Below are 16,656 nucleotides of genomic sequence, written 5' to 3'. Positions count from 1 at the left end.
CGTCCGTCGCGGCGGCTTTGTATGCATTTGTAAGCTTCACTTTTGTGTGCCAGCGATGCGCCACTCGTTCCCGAAAGAGGTGTCAATTGACTGTTTCGTATCAAGCAACGATCTATCTCGCGCGGGCCGCTTTTTCCCGATTGTGAATTCCTATAGCATTTCGTTAGGGCATAGTGCGTCATAAGCTCATGCGCCCCTAATTGAAAAACACATCATGAAAAAGACAATACCGGTGTACTGGCCCCTAGCCATCGTTGTACCGCTCGCGGTGCTCGCCTTTCTGCACGTCAACGGCCAAACCGCTTCGCGCGCTTCGCAGATGCCGCTCGACGCCAACCATCTGACCGCCGAACTCGCACGCGCGGTGTCGTACGGCATGATCGACACGGCGTCGGCATTGCCGGCCAAGCCGATGCGTGCAGCCACGGCGACGCCGCTCGCCGAGGCATCGTAAGCGGGCGCGGCGGACCGCGACGCTCCGAAGCCGCTGATCTTGCTGGCTGCGCCCCGCTCGGCGCGAATCTGTCGAGATTTGTATAATCGCGGCGCAGTCCGCTGACTGTCTGACGACCTCACGCGCGGCGCCTCGGGCGTCGAAAATCCCTGATGAAAACTGTGTCCATCTGTTTCGTTTGCCTCGGGAATATCTGCCGTTCACCGACGGCGGAGGGCGTGATGCGTCATCTGGTCGACGAGGCGAAGCTTGCGGACTGCATCCTGATCGATTCGGCCGGCACCGGCGATTGGCACATCGGCGCGGCGCCCGACGAACGCGCGCAACACGCGGCCCGCCAGCGCGGCTATGCGCTCGACGCGCTGCGCGGCCGCCAGATCACGGTCGCGGACTTCGAGCGCTTCGATCTGCTGATTGCCATGGACGACCGAAACGTCGCCGCGTTGCGTCAACTGTGCCCGCCCGCACAGCGCGACAAGATCCGTCTGCTGATGGAGTTCGTGCCTGAGTCGGATGGCCGCTGGAGCGGCGCGCGAGAGGTTGTCGATCCGTATTTCGGCGGCGCGGAAGGCTTCGAGTTGGTGCTCGATCAATGCGAAGCAGCCTGCCGCGGGCTGATCGCCGCGCTGCGCCCGCAGTTGCTCGCGTAGGCATCGGGCGAAGAACGCAGACGCACCACACGGGTGGGGGCGCGGCGTCGACGTATGGCGATCAATTAAGCGAATGACACAAAATTTACCGCCCATACTTGACTAAATCGCTCATGTATTTATACTTGACCGAACTTGTCGAGAATTGCGGTTCCCACATCATATGAGACTCACCACGAAAGGCCGTTTCGCCGTCACGGCGATGATCGACCTGGCGCTGCGCCAGGAGCAGGGCCCGGTGACGCTTGCGGGTATCAGCCAGCGCCAACACATCTCCCTGTCGTATCTCGAGCAGCTGTTTGGCAAGCTGCGCCGTCATGAAATCGTCGAGTCCGTGCGCGGACCGGGCGGTGGCTACAATCTCGCGCGCCGTGCCGAAGAGGTGACGGTGGCCGACATCATCATCGCGGTCGACGAACCGCTCGACGCCACCCAGTGCGGCGGTAAGGGCACGTGCGAAGGCACCAAGCAGCACGACGGCCACTGCATGACGCATGAGCTGTGGTCGACGCTGAACCAGAAAATGGTCGAATACCTCGATTCGGTTTCGCTGAAGGATCTGGTCGATCAGCAGCGTTCGCGCGAAGGCACGCCGGCCGTGCTGCGCGACAGGCGCAACGACGCTCCGGCGGTCGAACCCGTCCGCGTGGCGCCCAAGGGTCCCAATTCCGTTTTCAACATGGCCGGTTCGTGAAGCGCGGCACGCAATAGAAAACCCTCGCCGCAGCCCCATATCGAGCCCAGAAGCCAGAGCACATGACGTCCCCGGAGCAATTGATGAACAACGACTCTCTCCATCTGCCCATCTACATGGACTACAGCGCCACGACGCCGATCGATCCGCGTGTGGTGGAAAAGATGATCCCGTATCTGCGCGAGCAGTTCGGCAATCCCGCATCGCGTAGTCACGCTTATGGCTGGACCGCCGAGCGCGCAGTCGAGGAAGCGCGCGAGCAGGTCGCCGCGCTCGTGAACGCCGATCCACGCGAAATCATCTGGACCTCGGGTGCGACGGAGTCGGACAACCTCGCTCTGAAAGGTGCCGCGCACTTCTACAAGAGCAAGGGCAAGCACATCATCACGGTGAAGACCGAGCACAAGGCGGTGCTGGACACCACCCGCGAGCTCGAGCGCGAAGGCTTCGAAGTCACCTATCTGGATGTCAAGGACGACGGTCTGATCGACCTCGACGCGTTCAAGGTGGCGCTGCGCCCGGACACGATTCTGGTGTCGGTGATGTCGGTCAACAACGAGATCGGCGTCATCCAGGACATCGAGGCGATTGGCGAGATCACGCGCGAGAAGGGCATCATTTTCCACGTCGACGCGGCGCAGGCCACCGGCAAGATCCAGATCGATCTGCAGAAGCTGAAGGTCGACCTGATGTCGTTCTCGGCGCACAAGACCTACGGCCCGAAAGGCATCGGCGCGCTTTACGTGCGTCGCAAGCCGCGTATCCGTATCGAGGCGCAGATGCACGGCGGCGGTCACGAGCGCGGCATGCGTTCGGGCACGCTCGCCACGCACCAGATCGTCGGCATGGGAGAAGCGTTCCGTATCGCGCGTGAAGAGATGGCGACCGAAAACGAGCGCATCCGCATGCTGCGTGACCGGCTGCTGAAAGGCCTGTCGCCAATCGAGGAAGTGTATGTGAACGGCGACATGGAAAAGCGTGTGCCGCACAACCTGAACATCAGCTTCAATTTCGTCGAAGGCGAATCGCTGATCATGGCGGTGAAGGACGTCGCGGTGTCATCGGGCTCGGCGTGCACATCGGCGTCGCTGGAGCCGTCGTACGTGCTACGCGCGCTTGGCCGCAACGACGAACTCGCGCACAGCTCGATCCGCTTCACGGTGGGACGCTTCACGACCGAGCAGGAAATCGACTACGTGATCAACCTGCTGAAGTCGAAGATTTCCAAGCTGCGCGATCTGTCGCCGCTGTGGGAAATGCACAAGGACGGGATCGATCTGTCGACCATCCAGTGGGCCGCGCACTGACGCGCCGGCTGGACGAAGCGGACATCGAACGTTCATCGCATTGCAGGTTGAAACGAATCAAGGAGTGTAATCATGGCTTATAGCGACAAGGTCCTCGACCACTACGAAAACCCGCGCAACGTCGGTTCCTTCGCGAAGGACGACGACACGGTCGGCACCGGCATGGTCGGTGCGCCGGCCTGCGGCGACGTGATGAAGCTGCAGATCCGCGTCGGCGCGGACGGCATCATCGAAGACGCGAAGTTCAAGACCTACGGCTGCGGCTCGGCCATCGCATCGAGCTCGCTCGTCACCGAATGGGTGAAGGGCAAGACGCTCGACCAGGCGATGTCGATCAAGAACACGCAGATCGCCGAAGAACTGGCACTGCCGCCGGTGAAGATCCACTGCTCGATCCTCGCGGAAGACGCGATCAAGGCAGCGGTCGCCGACTACAAGCAGCGCCACGGCGAAGCAGCGCTTGCCGAAGACGGCAAGGCCGCCTGAGCAACAGGGTAAGAACGGAGTAACCGGTGAGCGCGGCGCGGACACGCGCGCCGCGCGCTCTGGCAACTGAGAAACGTTATGGCAATTACGTTGACCGAAAAGGCAGCACAGCACGTCCAGAAGTATCTGACCCGCCGCGGTAAGGGCATCGGGTTGCGCGTCGGCGTGCGCACCACCGGTTGCTCGGGCCTCGCCTACAAGCTCGAGTACGTGGACGAAGTCGCGCCTGAAGATCAGGTGTTCGAGACGGGCGGCGTGAAGGTCGTCGTCGACCCGAAGAGTCTCGCGTATATCGACGGCACCGAGCTCGACTTCGCACGCGAAGGGCTGAACGAAGGCTTCAGGTTCAACAACCCGAACGTGAAAGACGAATGCGGCTGCGGCGAGTCGTTCCGCGTCTAGGTTCGATACTTTCCGCGTGCGGCGGATCAAAGGCGGCGCGGGCCGCCTTTTTAGTTTGATCCGCGGGCGACTGAAGCGGTCGCGCCTGACAAGGCCCGACGTCTCCATACCAGTTTTCATCAACGGACTTTAATCCGATGGCCTCGCTGAACGACAGCCACTTCGATCTGTTTGGTCTGCCGGCGCAATTCGCGCTCGACGCGAGCACGCTCGATCACGCGTACCGCACCGTGCAGGCGCAGGTGCATCCGGATCGCTTCGCGGCGGCCGGCGATGCGCAAAAGCGCATCGCGATGCAGTGGGCGACGCGCGCGAACGAGGCCTATCAGACGCTGCGCGATCCGCTCAAGCGCGCGACCTATCTGCTGTCGTTGCGCGGCATCAACCTCGGCGCGGAGAACAACACGGCGATGGAGCCCGCGTTCCTGATGCAGCAGATGGAGTGGCGCGAGAACATCGAGGACGCGGCCGCGGCGAAGAACGTCGACGCGCTCGACGCGCTGCTCATCGAGTTGCGCGACGAGGAGCGTCGGCGCTTCGACAAGCTCGGCGCATCGCTCGATCACGGCGCGAATCAGGCGGCGGGCGAGGCGGTGCGGCAGCTGATGTTCATCGAGCGCGTCGCGTCGGAAATCGATGCCCAGATCGAGCGGCTCGAAGGCTAGCGCGCTTTCGCGCGACGCGCGCAAAAACGCGGCGCGGGCAAGCAGCAACAGCAGGCAGCGACGTAGTAAGCGACAAACAAAAAACCAGAGCGGCCGCGAGCCGCGGCATCACCCCAGCAACGCGAACATTCAGGACGGGGCACAACGTCCCCGAGAAGATCCAGATGGCCTTACTGCAAATCTCCGAACCCGGCATGGCGCCGGCGCCTCACCAGCGGCGTCTGGCGGTCGGTATCGATCTCGGCACCACCAACTCCCTCGTAGCCGCCGTGCGCAACGGCCTGCCCGATGTGCTGCCCGACGAAGACGGGCACGTGCTGCTGCCGTCGGTGGTGCGTTACCTGGAGCAGGGCGGCCGTCGCATCGGCCGCCGGGCGAAGGCCGAAGCCGCGACCGACCCGCGCAACACGATCGTGTCGGTCAAGCGCTTCATGGGCCGCGGCAAGGCCGAGGTGGAGGGCGCCGAAAACGCGCCGTACGACTTCGTCGATGCTCCCGGCATGGTGCAGATCCGCACCGTCGACGGCGTGAAGAGCCCGGTCGAGGTATCGGCTGAAATTCTCGCGACGCTGCGCCAGCGCGCCGAAGACACGCTCGGCGACGAGCTGGTCGGCGCGGTAATCACGGTGCCCGCTTACTTCGACGAAGCGCAGCGCCAGGCGACCAAGGACGCCGCGCGTCTCGCGGGGCTGAACGTGCTGCGTCTGCTCAACGAACCGACCGCTGCCGCGATCGCCTACGGTCTCGACAACGGAGCCGAAGGTTTGTACGCGGTCTACGACCTCGGCGGCGGCACCTTCGACCTGTCGATCCTGAAGCTCACCAAGGGCGTTTTCGAAGTGCTCGCGGCGGGCGGCGATTCCGCGCTCGGCGGCGACGACTTCGACCATGCGCTATATCGCCATGTGCTCGAACAGGCCGGCATCGCGTCGCAGACGCTCGCGCCGCACGACGTGCGCCTGCTGCTCGATAGCGTGCGCGAGGCCAAGGAGGCGCTGTCGAGCGCGTCGCACACTACCCTCGAACTCACGCTTGCCAACGGCACCGCGCTCGATCTGACGATCGACGAAGCCACTTTCGAGACCATCACGGCCGCGCTGGTGCAACGCACGCTGGGCCCGACGAAAAAGGCGCTGCGCGACGCGAAGGTCACCACGAAGGAAATCAAGGGCGTCGTGCTGGTCGGCGGCGCGACGCGCATGCCGGTGATCCGCCGCGCGGTCGAGGCGTTCTTCGGCCAGCCGCCGCTCGTCAATCTCGATCCGGATCAGGTCGTCGCACTCGGCGCCGCGATCCAGGCCGATCTGCTGGCCGGCAACCGCGGGGCGGAAGGCGACGAATGGCTACTGCTCGACGTGATTCCGCTGTCGCTCGGCGTCGAGACGATGGGTGGCCTCACCGAAAAGATCATTCCGCGCAACTCGACGATTCCAGTCGCGCGCGCGCAGGATTTCACGACCTTCAAGGACGGCCAGACCGCGATGGCGATTCACGTCGTCCAAGGCGAGCGCGAGCTCGTCAGCGATTGCCGTTCGCTCGCGCGCTTCGAGCTGCGCGGCATTCCGCCGATGGCGGCCGGCGCCGCGCGCATTCGCGTGACCTATCAGGTCGACGCCGACGGCCTGCTGTCGGTGTTTGCGCGCGAGCTGGCGTCGGGCGTGGAGGCATCGGTCGTCGTGAAGCCTTCGTATGGCCTCGCCGACGACGACATCGCGCGCATGCTCGAAGACAGCTTTTCGACCGCTGAAATCGACATGCGCGCGCGCGCATTGCGCGAGGCGCAGGTCGAAGCGCAGCGTCTCGTCGAAGCGACCGACGCGGCGCTCGCCGCCGACGCCGAGCTGCTCGACGACAGCGAACGCGCCGAACTCGACGCGCTGCTCGCCGCGCTGCGCAACGTCGCGCCAGGCGAAGACGTCGGCGCGATCGAAGCCGCGACGAAGGCGCTCGCCGAAGGCACCGACGAATTCGCCGCGCGCCGCATGAACAAGGGAATTCGCCGCGCGCTGTCGGGCCGCAAGCTCGACGAGATCTGAACGGGCGAGCGTAGCGACAGCAACGTGCACGCGACGCGCGCTCAGGCCACGCACGAACTGCTCCCCCCACGAACCACCGATCGCGCCCGCGCGGACTTAAAAAGTCCGCGCGGCGCCAGTAAAATGGCACGGAGCCTGCACCCGGCATTGCTGGCAGCCGCCGTGCCTCAGACCCAAACGGAAACTGTATGCCTCAAATCGTTGTGCTGCCTCACGTCGAACTGTGCCCGGAAGGCGCGGTGATCGACGCCGTTCCCGGCAAGAGCATCTGCGACAACCTGCTCGATAACGGTATCGAAATCGAGCATGCGTGCGAGAAGTCGTGCGCGTGCACGACCTGCCACGTAATCGTTCGTGAGGGTTTCGCCGCCTTGACGCCATCCGAGGAAGACGAGGACGATCTGTTGGACAAGGCATGGGGGCTGGAACCGGCTTCGCGCCTGTCGTGTCAGGCGGTCATGCCGGACGAGCAGGATCTGGTCGTCGAAATTCCGCGTTACTCGATCAATCACGCGAAGGAAAATCACTAACAGGAGGGTGCCGCCATGAAGTGGACCGATACGCAAGACATCGCGATGGCTCTGACGGACAAGCATCAGGACGTCGATCCACAGCAGGTGCGTTTCACCGACCTGCACCGCTGGGTGACCGAGCTCGAAGGCTTCGACGACGATCCGAACCGTTCGAGCGAAAAGATTCTCGAAGCGATTCAGGCGGCATGGATCGAAGACGCGGATTATTGAACGCGTGTTCGAACGGGTGTATTGAACTCCAAAGAAAAGGCGATTCCGATGGAATCGCCTTTTTTCATGGCGCGTCGACGAACGTTGGGCGCCGAGCTCAGCTCAGTCGGCGACGAGGCCGCCGTTCTGAACGCGCACGCGCTCGCCGTCGCGCAACGGCGGCGCCTCGCTATAGGTGAAGTAGCGCGTCTTGCCGTCTTCCATGTGCACGCGCACCGAATACGACGTCGTGCTGCGCAGATGTTTTTCGACCGAGTTGCCGGCGAACCCGCCGCCCAGCGCGCCGAGCAGCGTCATCGCGGTACGCCCGCCGCCGGCGCCGAATTGATTACCGACGACGCCCCCGGCCACCGCACCGCCGACCGCGCCAATGCCGGTGCCATGTCCTTCATGCCGAACCGCCGAGATCGCGACGACGGTGCCGCAAGTCGAGCAATAAGCGGCATGCGGCGCCGGCTGCTGCGCATACTGCGGCGCGGCCTGTGCCTGCTGTTGCTGCGCGTATTGCTGCTGGGTCGGAGCGGCGGCAGGGGCGGCCGGCACCGCTTGCTGAGCCTGATCCTGCCGCTGTTGCGCAGATGGCTTGACCGGCGCGGCCGAATCGACGACGCCCGGCGCTTGCGTGCTGACCTGCGCGGCCTGCGTCCGATCGTTCTGTGCGCCGTTGCCCGACGCCTTCGGGAACACGCCGGTGATCGCCGCGGTAGCGACGAGACTCGCGACGAGCACCGCGCCGGCGGCCACCGCGATCAAGGGATGAAGACGACGTGGCTGCGTGGGTTGATGAGTAGGGGTGTCCATGTAGGGCCTCCGTTTCTGACAGAGCCGACTTCTTGTGAGACTGATTGTCGGGCAATTCGATCCGGGCAGCGTTTCTATTTGTAACCGCTCAGATGGCGCCCTCGGGCGTGGGTAGGCGCCCTTTACGCGGTGCGCTTTGGTGTCAACAAACTTCTAAGACCATCGAGTCCGCGGCGACTTGCGCGCGAACGAGCAGCTTTTACCGCTGGTTACAAACGATGAGAAGCAGAAAACGGTCCCGCAAAGTGAAAACGCGCGCATAAGAAAACGCCCGGCATCAACCGGGCGCTCTTCAAACCATCGCATTGCTCGCGAAGCACAACGCGCGCTCGCGCCCAGCGTCGCTCAGTCTTCGCGCCGCAGATGCGGGAACAGGATCACGTCGCGGATGCTCGGGCTATCGGTCAGCATCATGACCAGACGGTCGATGCCGATACCGCAGCCGCCCGCCGGCGGCATGCCGTACTCGAGCGCGCGGATGTAGTCGGCGTCGTAGAACATCGCTTCCTCGTCGCCGGCGTCTTTCTGGTCGACCTGCTTCTTGAAGCGCGCGGCCTGATCTTCCGGATCGTTGAGCTCCGAGAAGCCGTTGGCGATTTCGCGGCCGGTGATGAACAGCTCGAAACGCTCGGTGATGCCTGCCACCTTGTCCGACGCACGCGCGAGCGGCGACACCTCGATCGGGTAGTCGATGATGTAGGTCGGCTCCCACAGTTGCGACTCGGCGGTCTCTTCGAACAGCGCCAGTTGCAGCGAGCCGATGCCCGCGTTGAGGAACTGCGGCTGCGACGCATCGACGCCGAACTTCTTCAGCTCGGCGCGCAGGAACGTGCCGTCGGCGAGCTGCTCGTTCGTGTATTGCGGCGCGTATTTCTGGATCGCCTGCGTGATCGTGAGCCGATGGAACGGCTTCGACAGATCGAGCTCGCGGCCCTGATAAGTGATGGTGGCCGTGCCGAGCGCATCGATCGCGGCCTGGCGAATCAGCTGCTCGGTGAAGTCCATCAGCCACTTGTAATCGGTGTAGGCCGCGTAGAACTCGATCATCGTGAATTCCGGGTTGTGGCGCACGGATACGCCCTCGTTGCGGAAATTACGATTGATCTCGAACACGCGCTCGAAGCCGCCCACCACCAGCCGCTTCAGGTACAGCTCCGGCGCGATGCGCAGGAACATCTGCATGTCGAGCGCATTGTGGTGCGTCGAGAACGGCTTGGCCGCCGCGCCGCCCGGAATCGGGTGCAGCATCGGTGTTTCGACTTCCATGAAGTTCGCGTCGGCCATGTACTTGCGGATCGACGAAATCGCCTTCGTGCGCGCGACGAACGTGCGGCGCGTTTCCGGCGTGACGATCAGATCGACATAGCGCTGGCGGTACTTCATTTCCTGGTCGGCGAGACCGTGGAACTTGTCCGGCAGCGGACGCAGCGACTTCGACAGCAGACGCAGCTCCGTGCAGCGCACCGACAACTCGCCCTTGTTGGTGCGGAACAGCACGCCGCGCGCGGCGACGATGTCGCCCATGTCCCACTTCTTGAATGCGTCGTAGGTCTCCTGACCGACGTCGGCCGGTGTGATGAAGAACTGGATCTGACCCGAGCCGTCGCGCACGGTCGCGAAACTTGCCTTGCCCATCACGCGTTTCAGCATCATGCGGCCGGCGATCGCGACTTCGAGCGGATGCGCTTCGAGCGCTTCCTTGTCGGCGTGCTCGTACTGCGCCTGCAGATCTTCGGCGTGGTGCGTGGGACGGAAATCGTTCGGATAGGCGACGCCTCGCTCACGCAGTTCGCGCAGCTTTTCGCGGCGCTCGGCGATGATCTTGTTGTCGTCCGCTTCGGGCACGACAGTCGGCTGGGTCGGTTCAGTCATGATGATTTGGTATTCGGTGGCCCGCCGCGGAGTGCTCCGCTGGCGGGAAGCCAGTCAGTGTAAAAACCTCAGGCGGTACTGGAAAAACGGCGAATAAATAGCGTGGAAGCAACGCAAAAGCAGCAACGAAGAAGGTGCGGTCCCGATCGGTGAACGGGGCCGCGCCGTGCGCGCCTAGACGCCCTGTTTCAGGCTCGCGCTGATGAACGGATCGAGGTCACCGTCCAGCACGCTCTTCGTATTGCTGATTTCGACGTTGGTGCGCAGATCCTTGATGCGGCTGTTGTCGAGCACGTACGAGCGGATCTGATGGCCCCAACCCACATCGGTCTTGCCGGCTTCCAGCTTGTCCTGCTCGGCCTGACGCTTGCGGATTTCCGCTTCATACAGGCGCGATTTCAGCATCGCCATGGCTTCGGCGCGGTTGCGGTGCTGCGAACGGTCGTTCTGGCACTGCACGACGATGCCCGACGGCATGTGCGTGATACGCACCGCCGAGTCGGTCTTGTTGATGTGCTGACCGCCCGCGCCCGAAGCGCGGTACGTGTCGATGCGCAGGTCGGCCGGGTTGATGTCGACTTCGATCGAGTCGTCGATTTCCGGGTACACGAACACCGACGAGAACGACGTGTGACGACCGCCCGACGAGTCGAACGGCGACTTCCGCACGAGCCGGTGCACGCCGGTTTCGGTACGCAGGAAGCCGTACGCGTATTCGCCTTCGATCTTGATCGTCGCGTTCTTGATGCCGGCGACGTCGCCTTCGGTCTGCTCGAGCACTTCGGTCTTGAAGCCCTTGCGCTCGCAATAACGCAGATACTGGCGCAGCAGCATCGACGCCCAGTCGCACGCCTCGGTGCCGCCGGCACCGGCCTGGATGTCGAGAAAGGCGTTGTTGGGATCGGCCGGGTTCGCGAACATCCGGCGGAATTCCATGTCGGCGACGCGTGCCTCGATGGCCTGGGCGTCACCCTCGCAGGCGAGCAGCGTGTCGTCGTCGGCTTCTTCGCGTGCCATCTCGAACAGGTCTTGCGCGTCGCGCACGTCGTTCGCGATCGACGTGAGCTTGCCGACCGTGTCGTCGAGCAGCTTCTTTTCCTTACCGAGCGCCTGGGCGTGCTTCGAGTCGTTCCAGACGTCCGGGTCTTCGAGTTCCCGGTTGACTTCGATTAGACGCAGTGCTTTGTCGTCGTAGTCAAAGATACCCCCGTAGGTCGTCCGCGCGCTTGCGCAGGTCGGCCAGAGAGGCTTCGATCGCGTTGAGACGTTCCGCTTCCATGTCGATCTTCTATTCTGCGTAAAAAGCAGAAATTATAGCCGATCGGCACGCCGCGCCGGAGCCTCGCGGGCGATCTGGCGCGTGTTCGCGATTGATTTTGCGGAAGATTTCAGCTCACCGCGTGCTCGACGATCAGTTGCACGCGCGACACGCCGTTCCATGTATCGCTCGCGAGCCGATAGGCGACGGTGGTGCGCGCAGGCAGCGTGTCGGTGTGATTGAACCAGATCGCGTTGAAGCGCTGGCGGCCGCGCAGCAGTTGCAGCTTCAGGTGCTTGTCCTTCACCAACGCCTGCGAGGCGACCTCGAATTCGCCGGAGAACACCGGCGCCGGAAAACCCTGGCCCCAGACGGCCGCGTCGAGCATTTCGACGAATTGCGGCGTGAAGTACGCGTCTTCGAGCTCGCCGTCGGTTTCGATCGTGCGCGCGAGCGCCTGCGCGGACAGCCATTCGCGGCCGACCGCCTCGAACGCGGCGGTGAAGCGCGGCACGTCGGCGGCGGCGATCGTCAGGCCCGCGGCCATCGCGTGGCCGCCGAATTTGACGATCAGGTCCGGCTCGCGCTTCGAGATCAGATCGAGCGCGTCGCGCAGGTGGAAGCCCGCGATCGAGCGGCCCGAGCCCTTGACGAGCATGCCGGTATCGTCGGCCGGCGCGAACGTGAACGACGGGCGGTGGAACTTCTCTTTAAGCCGTCCCGCGACGATGCCGATCACGCCCTGATGCCAACCCGGATTGAACAACGTGATCGTGGTCGCGCCGTCGGGATCGACCGTCGACAGGTCGTCCAGCGCCTGCTGCTGCATGCCCGCCTCGATTTCACGGCGCTCGCGGTTCATCGTGTCGAGCTGCTGCGCGAGTTCCCAGGCGCGGCCGACGTCGTCGGTGGTCAGGCATTCGATGCCGAGCGACATGTCCGACAGCCGTCCCGCCGCGTTCAGGCGCGGTCCCAGCGCGAAGCCGAGGTCGAAGCCGGAGGCGTTGCGCGCATCGCGCGCGGCGGCCCGAAACAGCGCGGCGATGCCAGGCTGCATGCGGCCGCGGCGGATGCGCTGCAGACCTTGCGCGACCAGCACGCGGTTGTTGCCGTCGAGTTTGACGACATCGGCGACGGTGCCGAGTGCGACCAGATCGAGCAGGCCGTCGAGGCGCGGCTCGGGCAGCGCGTCGCCGAACGCCCCACGGCGGCGCAGTTCGGCGCGCAGCGCGAGCAGCACGTAGAACATCACGCCGACGCCGGCGAGGCACTTGCTCGGGAACGTGCAGCCCGGCTGGTTCGGATTGACGATTGCGCGCGCGGCGGGCAGTTCGTCGCCGGGCAGGTGGTGGTCGGTGACGAGCACGTCGATGCCAAGGGCGTTGGCCGCCGCGACGCCGTCGACGCTCGCGATGCCGTTGTCGACGGTGATCAGCAGATCGGGCTTGCCGGCCGCACTGCGTGTCGCGAGCTCGACGATGTCCGGCGTGAGCCCGTAGCCGTGCTCCATGCGGTTCGGCACCAGATAGTCGATGCGCGCGCCGAACATGCGCAGCCCGCGCACCGCGACCGCGCAGGCGGTCGCGCCGTCGCAGTCGTAGTCGGCGACGACCAGCATGCGGCGCTGCTGCTGGAGCGCGTCGGCGAGCAGCGCGGCGGCCGCGTCGCAGCCCTTCAGTTCGGCGGGCGGCACGAGCCGCGCGAGGCCGGTTTCGACGTCCTCGGGCAGGCACACGCCGCGCGCTGCGTACAGGCGCGCGAGCACCGGATGCAGGCCGCAGCGGGTCAGCACTTCGGCGTCGACGGGGGAGCAGGGGCGCGTAACGATTCGGGTCATGCGGAAGGGCCGTGGATCATTCGATGAAAAGCGAGGCCAGCACGCGCCGCCGCCAGAATTTGCGCAGATCGCCGCGCGTGACCGTCAGCGTCACCGAGCCGGTGTCGCCGCACAGCGTGAGGCCGAGCTCGGCGAGTTCGCCCGACTGGAGTGCCGCGAGCGCGGGCGCGAACCAGTCGGTCTGCAGCGCGGCGAATGCCTGGTTCCAGCGCGCCCAGTCCTGTTCGATGTAGGGCGCGGAGAAGGGGTCGAGTTCGACGAGCGTTGCGCCGCTGCCGTTGGCGGTACCGCGCAGCGCCGCGGCCAGTTCGCGATACGACGTCGGCGGCGCGCCTGTCGCGACCCCGGCGCTGAGCGCGAGACCGCGCGTTGCAGCGGCATCGGACAGCACCTGCGCGAACGGACTGCGCACGCTCCGCGCGGCGCCTTGCGCGTGAAACCAGATCGAGTTGACGGCCGGCAGCCCGCGCGCCTCCCGCGCTTCGTTGACCGGATGCTCGAACCACGCCATCTGCACTTCGTTCTGCAGCTTCATCCACGCGCGAGAGCGTTCGCCGGAATGCGCTTCGTGCGGCAACCAGATCTCGATGTTGCGGCCGCTCGCGCGCAACGGCGACGCGCCCGCGAGCGAACCGAAAGCGTCGCTCGACAGATACCAGCGGATTGGCTTGGGCGCCTCGATGCGCACGCCGAGTTCCTCGATCAGCGGACGTGCGAGCGCGAGCAGCGTGCTCGCTTCAGCGTCCGACAGATTGAGCGACGCCGGGTCGATCAGCACCAGATGGTCGTGCGCGATGTGCACGTGTACCGGCTGCACGCAGGCCCACGTCGCGTTGCCGGGTTCGCCGCCGTCGGCGCGCAGCATGTAGGGCGCGAGCGGGGCTTCGTCGGCGGCGGCCGAGGCGCCGTCGGGCAGCGCGCCGAATTGTCGCGCGACCCAGCGCTCGTGCGGCAGCGTGCGCTGAAAATCCTCGCCGATCACGCGTTCGATCAGCGTCGCGCGCGCGATCAGCCTGTCGAGAGCGGGGCACTGGATGTCGTGAAGCGCGGTGGAGGCGTCGGCCGCGGCAGGCAGCGCGAAGGGCAGCAGAAGATGGAGGCGGTCGGCAGGCATGATGCTGCGCATTGTAGGGCAAACGGTGCGAGTATTTCGACGAAGCGCGGCCGGTTCGTCGATGGCGCGGCCAAGGCACGTCCTTTGCGCGAGCCGGCGGCATTGTGTGGCAAACTTCGCGCTTGATCGCTGGACCCGGCAGGGTGGCGCACCGCGGCGCCGCGCCTCTATGCGCCGGCAGAGCCGCACAGCGGCCGGGCGCGCGAGGAACGATCCGCGCCGCCGCGAGCCCAACGATCACGACGTTCGGGCCGCACGGCGGACGCTCGATGTCCGCCGGTCCCGACATACAGTCGAAGAACGCACAAAAGGATTCGCTTGAAATTTCCCTACGAATGGCAGATTGGCTGGCGCTACACACGCGCCGGCAAACGCACGACCGGTAACGGCTTCATTTCGTTCATCGCGCTGGTGTCGATGTCGGGCATCGCGCTTGGCGTCGCGGCGCTGATCGTCGTGTTGTCGGTGATGAACGGCTTTCAGAAAGAGGTGCGCGACCGCATGCTGTCGGTGCTCGCGCACGTCGAGATCTTTTCGCCGACCGGTTCGATGCCCGACTGGCAACTGACCGCGAAGGAGGCGCGCCAGAACAAGGAGGTGATCGGCGCGGCGCCCTACGTCGAGGCCCAGGCGCTGCTGACGCGCCAGGACGCGGTGAGCGGCGTCGCGTTGCGTGGCATCGAGCCGACGCTCGAGCCTGAAGTGTCCGACATCGGCAAGGAAATGAAAGGCGGGAAGCTGGCCGACCTCGTGCCCGGCGGCTTCGGCATCGTGCTCGGCGCGGATCTGGCGGCCAATCTCGGCGTGCAGTTGAACGACAAGATCACGCTCGTCGCGCCCGAAGGCACGATCACGCCGGCCGGCATGCTGCCGCGCCTGAAGCAGTTCACGGTGGTCGGCATCTTCGAGTCGGGCCATTACGAATACGACAGCACGCTCGCGCTGATCAACATCAAGGACGCACAGGCGCTGTTCCGGCTGCCCGCACCGACCGGCGTGCGGCTGCGCCTCACCGACATGCAGCGCGCGCCGGAAGTCGCGCATCAGCTCGCGCGCACGCTGTCGGGCGATCTGTACATCCGCGACTGGACCCAGCAGAACAAGACCTGGTTCTCGGCGGTGCAGATCGAGAAGCGCATGATGTTCATCATCCTGACGCTGATCATTGCGGTGGCCGCGTTCAATCTGGTGTCGTCGCTGGTGATGACGGTGACCAACAAGCAGGCCGATATCGCGATCCTGCGCACGCTCGGCGCGCAGCCCGGCTCGATCATGAAGATCTTCGTCGTGCAGGGCGTGACGATCGGCTTCATCGGCACGGCGACCGGCGTCGTGCTCGGCTGTCTGATCGCGTGGAGCATTCCGTGGCTCGTGCCGATGATCGAGCATCTGCTCGGCGTGCAATTCCTGCCGCCGTCGGTGTACTTCATCAGCGAGCTGCCGTCGGAGCTGGTTCCGGCGGACGTCGCGCGCATCGGCATCATCGCGTTCGTGCTGTCGGCGCTCGCGACGCTCTATCCGAGCTGGCGCGGCGCGAAGGTCCGTCCGGCGGAGGCGCTGCGCTATGAATGACCGCCTCGTCCATCCCTCAACCGATTCATCCATGACCGCTCAGGACTCCGCGTCGCATCCGTTCGTGCTCGAAGCCACCGGCATTTCCAAAGCGTTCGTGCAGGGCGGGCTGAACGTGCAGGTGCTCAACAATGCGCAACTCGCCGTGCGGCGGGGCGAGAAGCTCGCGATCGTCGGCGCGTCGGGCTCCGGCAAGAGCACGCTGCTGCACGTGCTCGGCGGTCTCGACGATCCGAGCACGGGCCACGTGTCGGTGCTCGGCAAGCCGTTCACGGAACTCTCCGAGCGCGAGCGCAACGTCCTGCGCAATCGCGCGCTCGGTTTCGTGTATCAGTTTCACCATCTGCTGCCGGAGTTTTCCGCCCTCGATAACGTCGCGATGCCGCTGCGGATTCGTCGCGAGACGACTGAAGTCGCGCGCCGCGAGGCCATGGCGGTGCTGGAGCGCGTCGGCATGGGGCATCGCGCGAAGCATCGGCCGGGCGAGCTGTCGGGCGGCGAGCGTCAGCGTGTCGCGATCGCGCGTGCGCTCGTCACGAAGCCCGCCTGCGTGCTCGCCGACGAGCCGACCGGTAACCTTGACGGCGGCACCGCCGACACGGTTTTCAACCTGATGCTCGAACTGTCGCGCACGCTCGAGACGAGCTTCGTGATCGTCACGCACGACCCGGAGCTGGCGGGCCGCTGTGATCGCATCATGCGGTTGCGCGACGGCGTGCTGCACGAAGAGCCGCCGGTGCCGGTCTGAGTGCGGGCCGGCACGGT

The 16,656-nt window shown here is 65.0% G+C and carries 17 protein-coding genes; 12 read left to right on the top strand and 5 right to left on the bottom strand.

What is annotated here, in order from left to right; all coding sequences use genetic code 11:
- Positions 1-214 precede the first annotated feature (214 nt).
- The 10 genes from OKW37_RS16660 to iscX all read left to right on the top strand — a co-directional run bounded on the left by OKW37_RS16660 (position 215) and on the right by iscX (position 7,437).
- Positions 215-454: a hypothetical protein gene (locus OKW37_RS16660; protein ID WP_429405210.1), complete on the top strand. Its 240-nt coding sequence runs from the start codon at positions 215-217 to the stop codon at positions 452-454.
- A gap of 152 nt (positions 455-606) precedes the next feature.
- A complete protein-coding gene (locus OKW37_RS16655; protein WP_018417523.1) occupies positions 607-1,104 on the top strand; it encodes a low molecular weight protein-tyrosine-phosphatase in 498 nt (165 codons plus the stop codon).
- 163 nt (positions 1,105-1,267) lie between these two features.
- A complete protein-coding gene (iscR, locus tag OKW37_RS16650; RefSeq protein ID WP_018417524.1) occupies positions 1,268-1,798 on the top strand; it encodes a Fe-S cluster assembly transcriptional regulator IscR in 531 nt (176 codons plus the stop codon).
- 83 nt (positions 1,799-1,881) lie between these two features.
- Positions 1,882-3,105 (top strand): IscS subfamily cysteine desulfurase, encoded by a 1,224-nt coding sequence (locus OKW37_RS16645; RefSeq protein ID WP_429405212.1) that lies wholly within the window; start codon positions 1,882-1,884, stop codon positions 3,103-3,105.
- A gap of 72 nt (positions 3,106-3,177) precedes the next feature.
- Positions 3,178-3,591 carry a Fe-S cluster assembly scaffold IscU gene (gene iscU / locus OKW37_RS16640; protein WP_090800797.1) on the top strand — a complete coding sequence of 138 codons (414 nt, stop codon included), beginning with the start codon at positions 3,178-3,180 and terminating at the stop codon, positions 3,589-3,591.
- 78 nt (positions 3,592-3,669) lie between these two features.
- The gene (gene iscA, locus OKW37_RS16635) at positions 3,670-3,993 is read left to right on the top strand and encodes an iron-sulfur cluster assembly protein IscA (protein ID WP_090800794.1); all 324 of its coding nucleotides are present in this window, start codon (positions 3,670-3,672) and stop codon (positions 3,991-3,993) included.
- 137 nt (positions 3,994-4,130) lie between these two features.
- Positions 4,131-4,658, top strand: coding sequence for a Fe-S protein assembly co-chaperone HscB (gene hscB, locus OKW37_RS16630; RefSeq protein ID WP_429405214.1), 528 nt, complete (start codon positions 4,131-4,133; stop codon positions 4,656-4,658).
- A 164-nt stretch (positions 4,659-4,822) separates the two neighbouring features.
- Positions 4,823-6,694, top strand: a complete 1,872-nt coding sequence (gene hscA / locus OKW37_RS16625; protein WP_429405216.1) for a Fe-S protein assembly chaperone HscA — start codon at positions 4,823-4,825, stop codon at positions 6,692-6,694.
- Between the two features lie 188 nt (positions 6,695-6,882).
- A complete protein-coding gene (fdx, locus tag OKW37_RS16620) occupies positions 6,883-7,224 on the top strand; it encodes an ISC system 2Fe-2S type ferredoxin (protein WP_090800789.1) in 342 nt (113 codons plus the stop codon).
- Positions 7,225-7,239: 15 nt separating this feature from the next.
- Positions 7,240-7,437, top strand: a complete 198-nt coding sequence (iscX, locus tag OKW37_RS16615) for a Fe-S cluster assembly protein IscX (protein WP_027198111.1) — start codon at positions 7,240-7,242, stop codon at positions 7,435-7,437.
- A 102-nt stretch (positions 7,438-7,539) separates the two neighbouring features.
- Here iscX and OKW37_RS16610 read toward each other — a convergent pair whose 3' ends face one another.
- From OKW37_RS16610 to OKW37_RS16590, 5 genes are all read right to left on the bottom strand, one after another.
- Entirely contained in the window at positions 7,540-8,238 is a 699-nt protein-coding gene (locus OKW37_RS16610; protein WP_429405218.1) for a glycine zipper 2TM domain-containing protein, read from the bottom strand.
- Positions 8,239-8,583: 345 nt separating this feature from the next.
- Positions 8,584-10,110, bottom strand: coding sequence for a lysine--tRNA ligase (gene lysS / locus OKW37_RS16605; protein ID WP_184057326.1), 1,527 nt, complete (start codon positions 10,108-10,110; stop codon positions 8,584-8,586).
- A gap of 174 nt (positions 10,111-10,284) precedes the next feature.
- Positions 10,285-11,389, bottom strand: a protein-coding gene (prfB, locus tag OKW37_RS16600) for a peptide chain release factor 2 (RefSeq protein WP_429363655.1) whose coding sequence is annotated in 2 segments (ribosomal slippage) — positions 10,285-11,307 and positions 11,309-11,389 — 1,104 coding nt in all. Because the reading frame shifts where the segments join, the coding sequence is not laid out codon by codon here.
- A 109-nt stretch (positions 11,390-11,498) separates the two neighbouring features.
- Positions 11,499-13,205: a single-stranded-DNA-specific exonuclease RecJ gene (gene recJ, locus OKW37_RS16595; RefSeq protein WP_429405220.1), complete on the bottom strand. Its 1,707-nt coding sequence runs from the start codon at positions 13,203-13,205 to the stop codon at positions 11,499-11,501.
- Positions 13,206-13,221: 16 nt separating this feature from the next.
- On the bottom strand, positions 13,222-14,331 hold the full coding sequence (locus tag OKW37_RS16590) for a regulator (protein WP_429405222.1): 1,110 nt from the start codon (positions 14,329-14,331) through the stop codon (positions 13,222-13,224).
- Between the two features lie 306 nt (positions 14,332-14,637).
- Here OKW37_RS16590 and OKW37_RS16585 point away from each other — a divergent pair, with 306 nt between their 5' ends.
- Together OKW37_RS16585 and lolD are read left to right on the top strand one after the other, a co-directional pair.
- Positions 14,638-15,891: a lipoprotein-releasing ABC transporter permease subunit gene (locus tag OKW37_RS16585; protein WP_184048864.1), complete on the top strand. Its 1,254-nt coding sequence runs from the start codon at positions 14,638-14,640 to the stop codon at positions 15,889-15,891.
- A gap of 31 nt (positions 15,892-15,922) precedes the next feature.
- Positions 15,923-16,639 carry a lipoprotein-releasing ABC transporter ATP-binding protein LolD gene (gene lolD / locus OKW37_RS16580; RefSeq protein WP_429405224.1) on the top strand — a complete coding sequence of 239 codons (717 nt, stop codon included), beginning with the start codon at positions 15,923-15,925 and terminating at the stop codon, positions 16,637-16,639.
- Positions 16,640-16,656 lie beyond the last annotated feature (17 nt).

It is taken from the genome of Paraburkholderia sp. MM5482-R2 (assembly GCF_050436125.1).
In the GTDB taxonomy this organism is placed as follows: domain Bacteria; phylum Pseudomonadota; class Gammaproteobacteria; order Burkholderiales; family Burkholderiaceae; genus Paraburkholderia; species Paraburkholderia tuberum.
The sequence above is the reverse complement of the archived record's forward strand: the minus strand, read 5'-3'. Positions and strand labels throughout refer to the sequence as shown.

Coding starts and splice junctions, on each gene's coding strand:
- hscB (WP_429405214.1), top strand. CDS start 4,131: ATGGCCTCGCTGAACGACAGCCACTTCGATCTGTTTGGTCTGCCGGCG.
- hscA (WP_429405216.1), top strand. CDS start 4,823: ATGGCCTTACTGCAAATCTCCGAACCCGGCATGGCGCCGGCGCCTCAC.
- fdx (WP_090800789.1), top strand. CDS start 6,883: ATGCCTCAAATCGTTGTGCTGCCTCACGTCGAACTGTGCCCGGAAGGC.
- OKW37_RS16655 (WP_018417523.1), top strand. CDS start 607: ATGAAAACTGTGTCCATCTGTTTCGTTTGCCTCGGGAATATCTGCCGT.
- iscR (WP_018417524.1), top strand. CDS start 1,268: ATGAGACTCACCACGAAAGGCCGTTTCGCCGTCACGGCGATGATCGAC.
- iscU (WP_090800797.1), top strand. CDS start 3,178: ATGGCTTATAGCGACAAGGTCCTCGACCACTACGAAAACCCGCGCAAC.
- recJ (WP_429405220.1), bottom strand. CDS start 13,205: ATGACCCGAATCGTTACGCGCCCCTGCTCCCCCGTCGACGCCGAAGTG.
- iscA (WP_090800794.1), top strand. CDS start 3,670: ATGGCAATTACGTTGACCGAAAAGGCAGCACAGCACGTCCAGAAGTAT.
- OKW37_RS16590 (WP_429405222.1), bottom strand. CDS start 14,331: ATGCGCAGCATCATGCCTGCCGACCGCCTCCATCTTCTGCTGCCCTTC.
- iscX (WP_027198111.1), top strand. CDS start 7,240: ATGAAGTGGACCGATACGCAAGACATCGCGATGGCTCTGACGGACAAG.
- OKW37_RS16645 (WP_429405212.1), top strand. CDS start 1,882: ATGAACAACGACTCTCTCCATCTGCCCATCTACATGGACTACAGCGCC.
- lysS (WP_184057326.1), bottom strand. CDS start 10,110: ATGACTGAACCGACCCAGCCGACTGTCGTGCCCGAAGCGGACGACAAC.
- OKW37_RS16660 (WP_429405210.1), top strand. CDS start 215: ATGAAAAAGACAATACCGGTGTACTGGCCCCTAGCCATCGTTGTACCG.
- lolD (WP_429405224.1), top strand. CDS start 15,923: ATGACCGCTCAGGACTCCGCGTCGCATCCGTTCGTGCTCGAAGCCACC.
- OKW37_RS16610 (WP_429405218.1), bottom strand. CDS start 8,238: ATGGACACCCCTACTCATCAACCCACGCAGCCACGTCGTCTTCATCCC.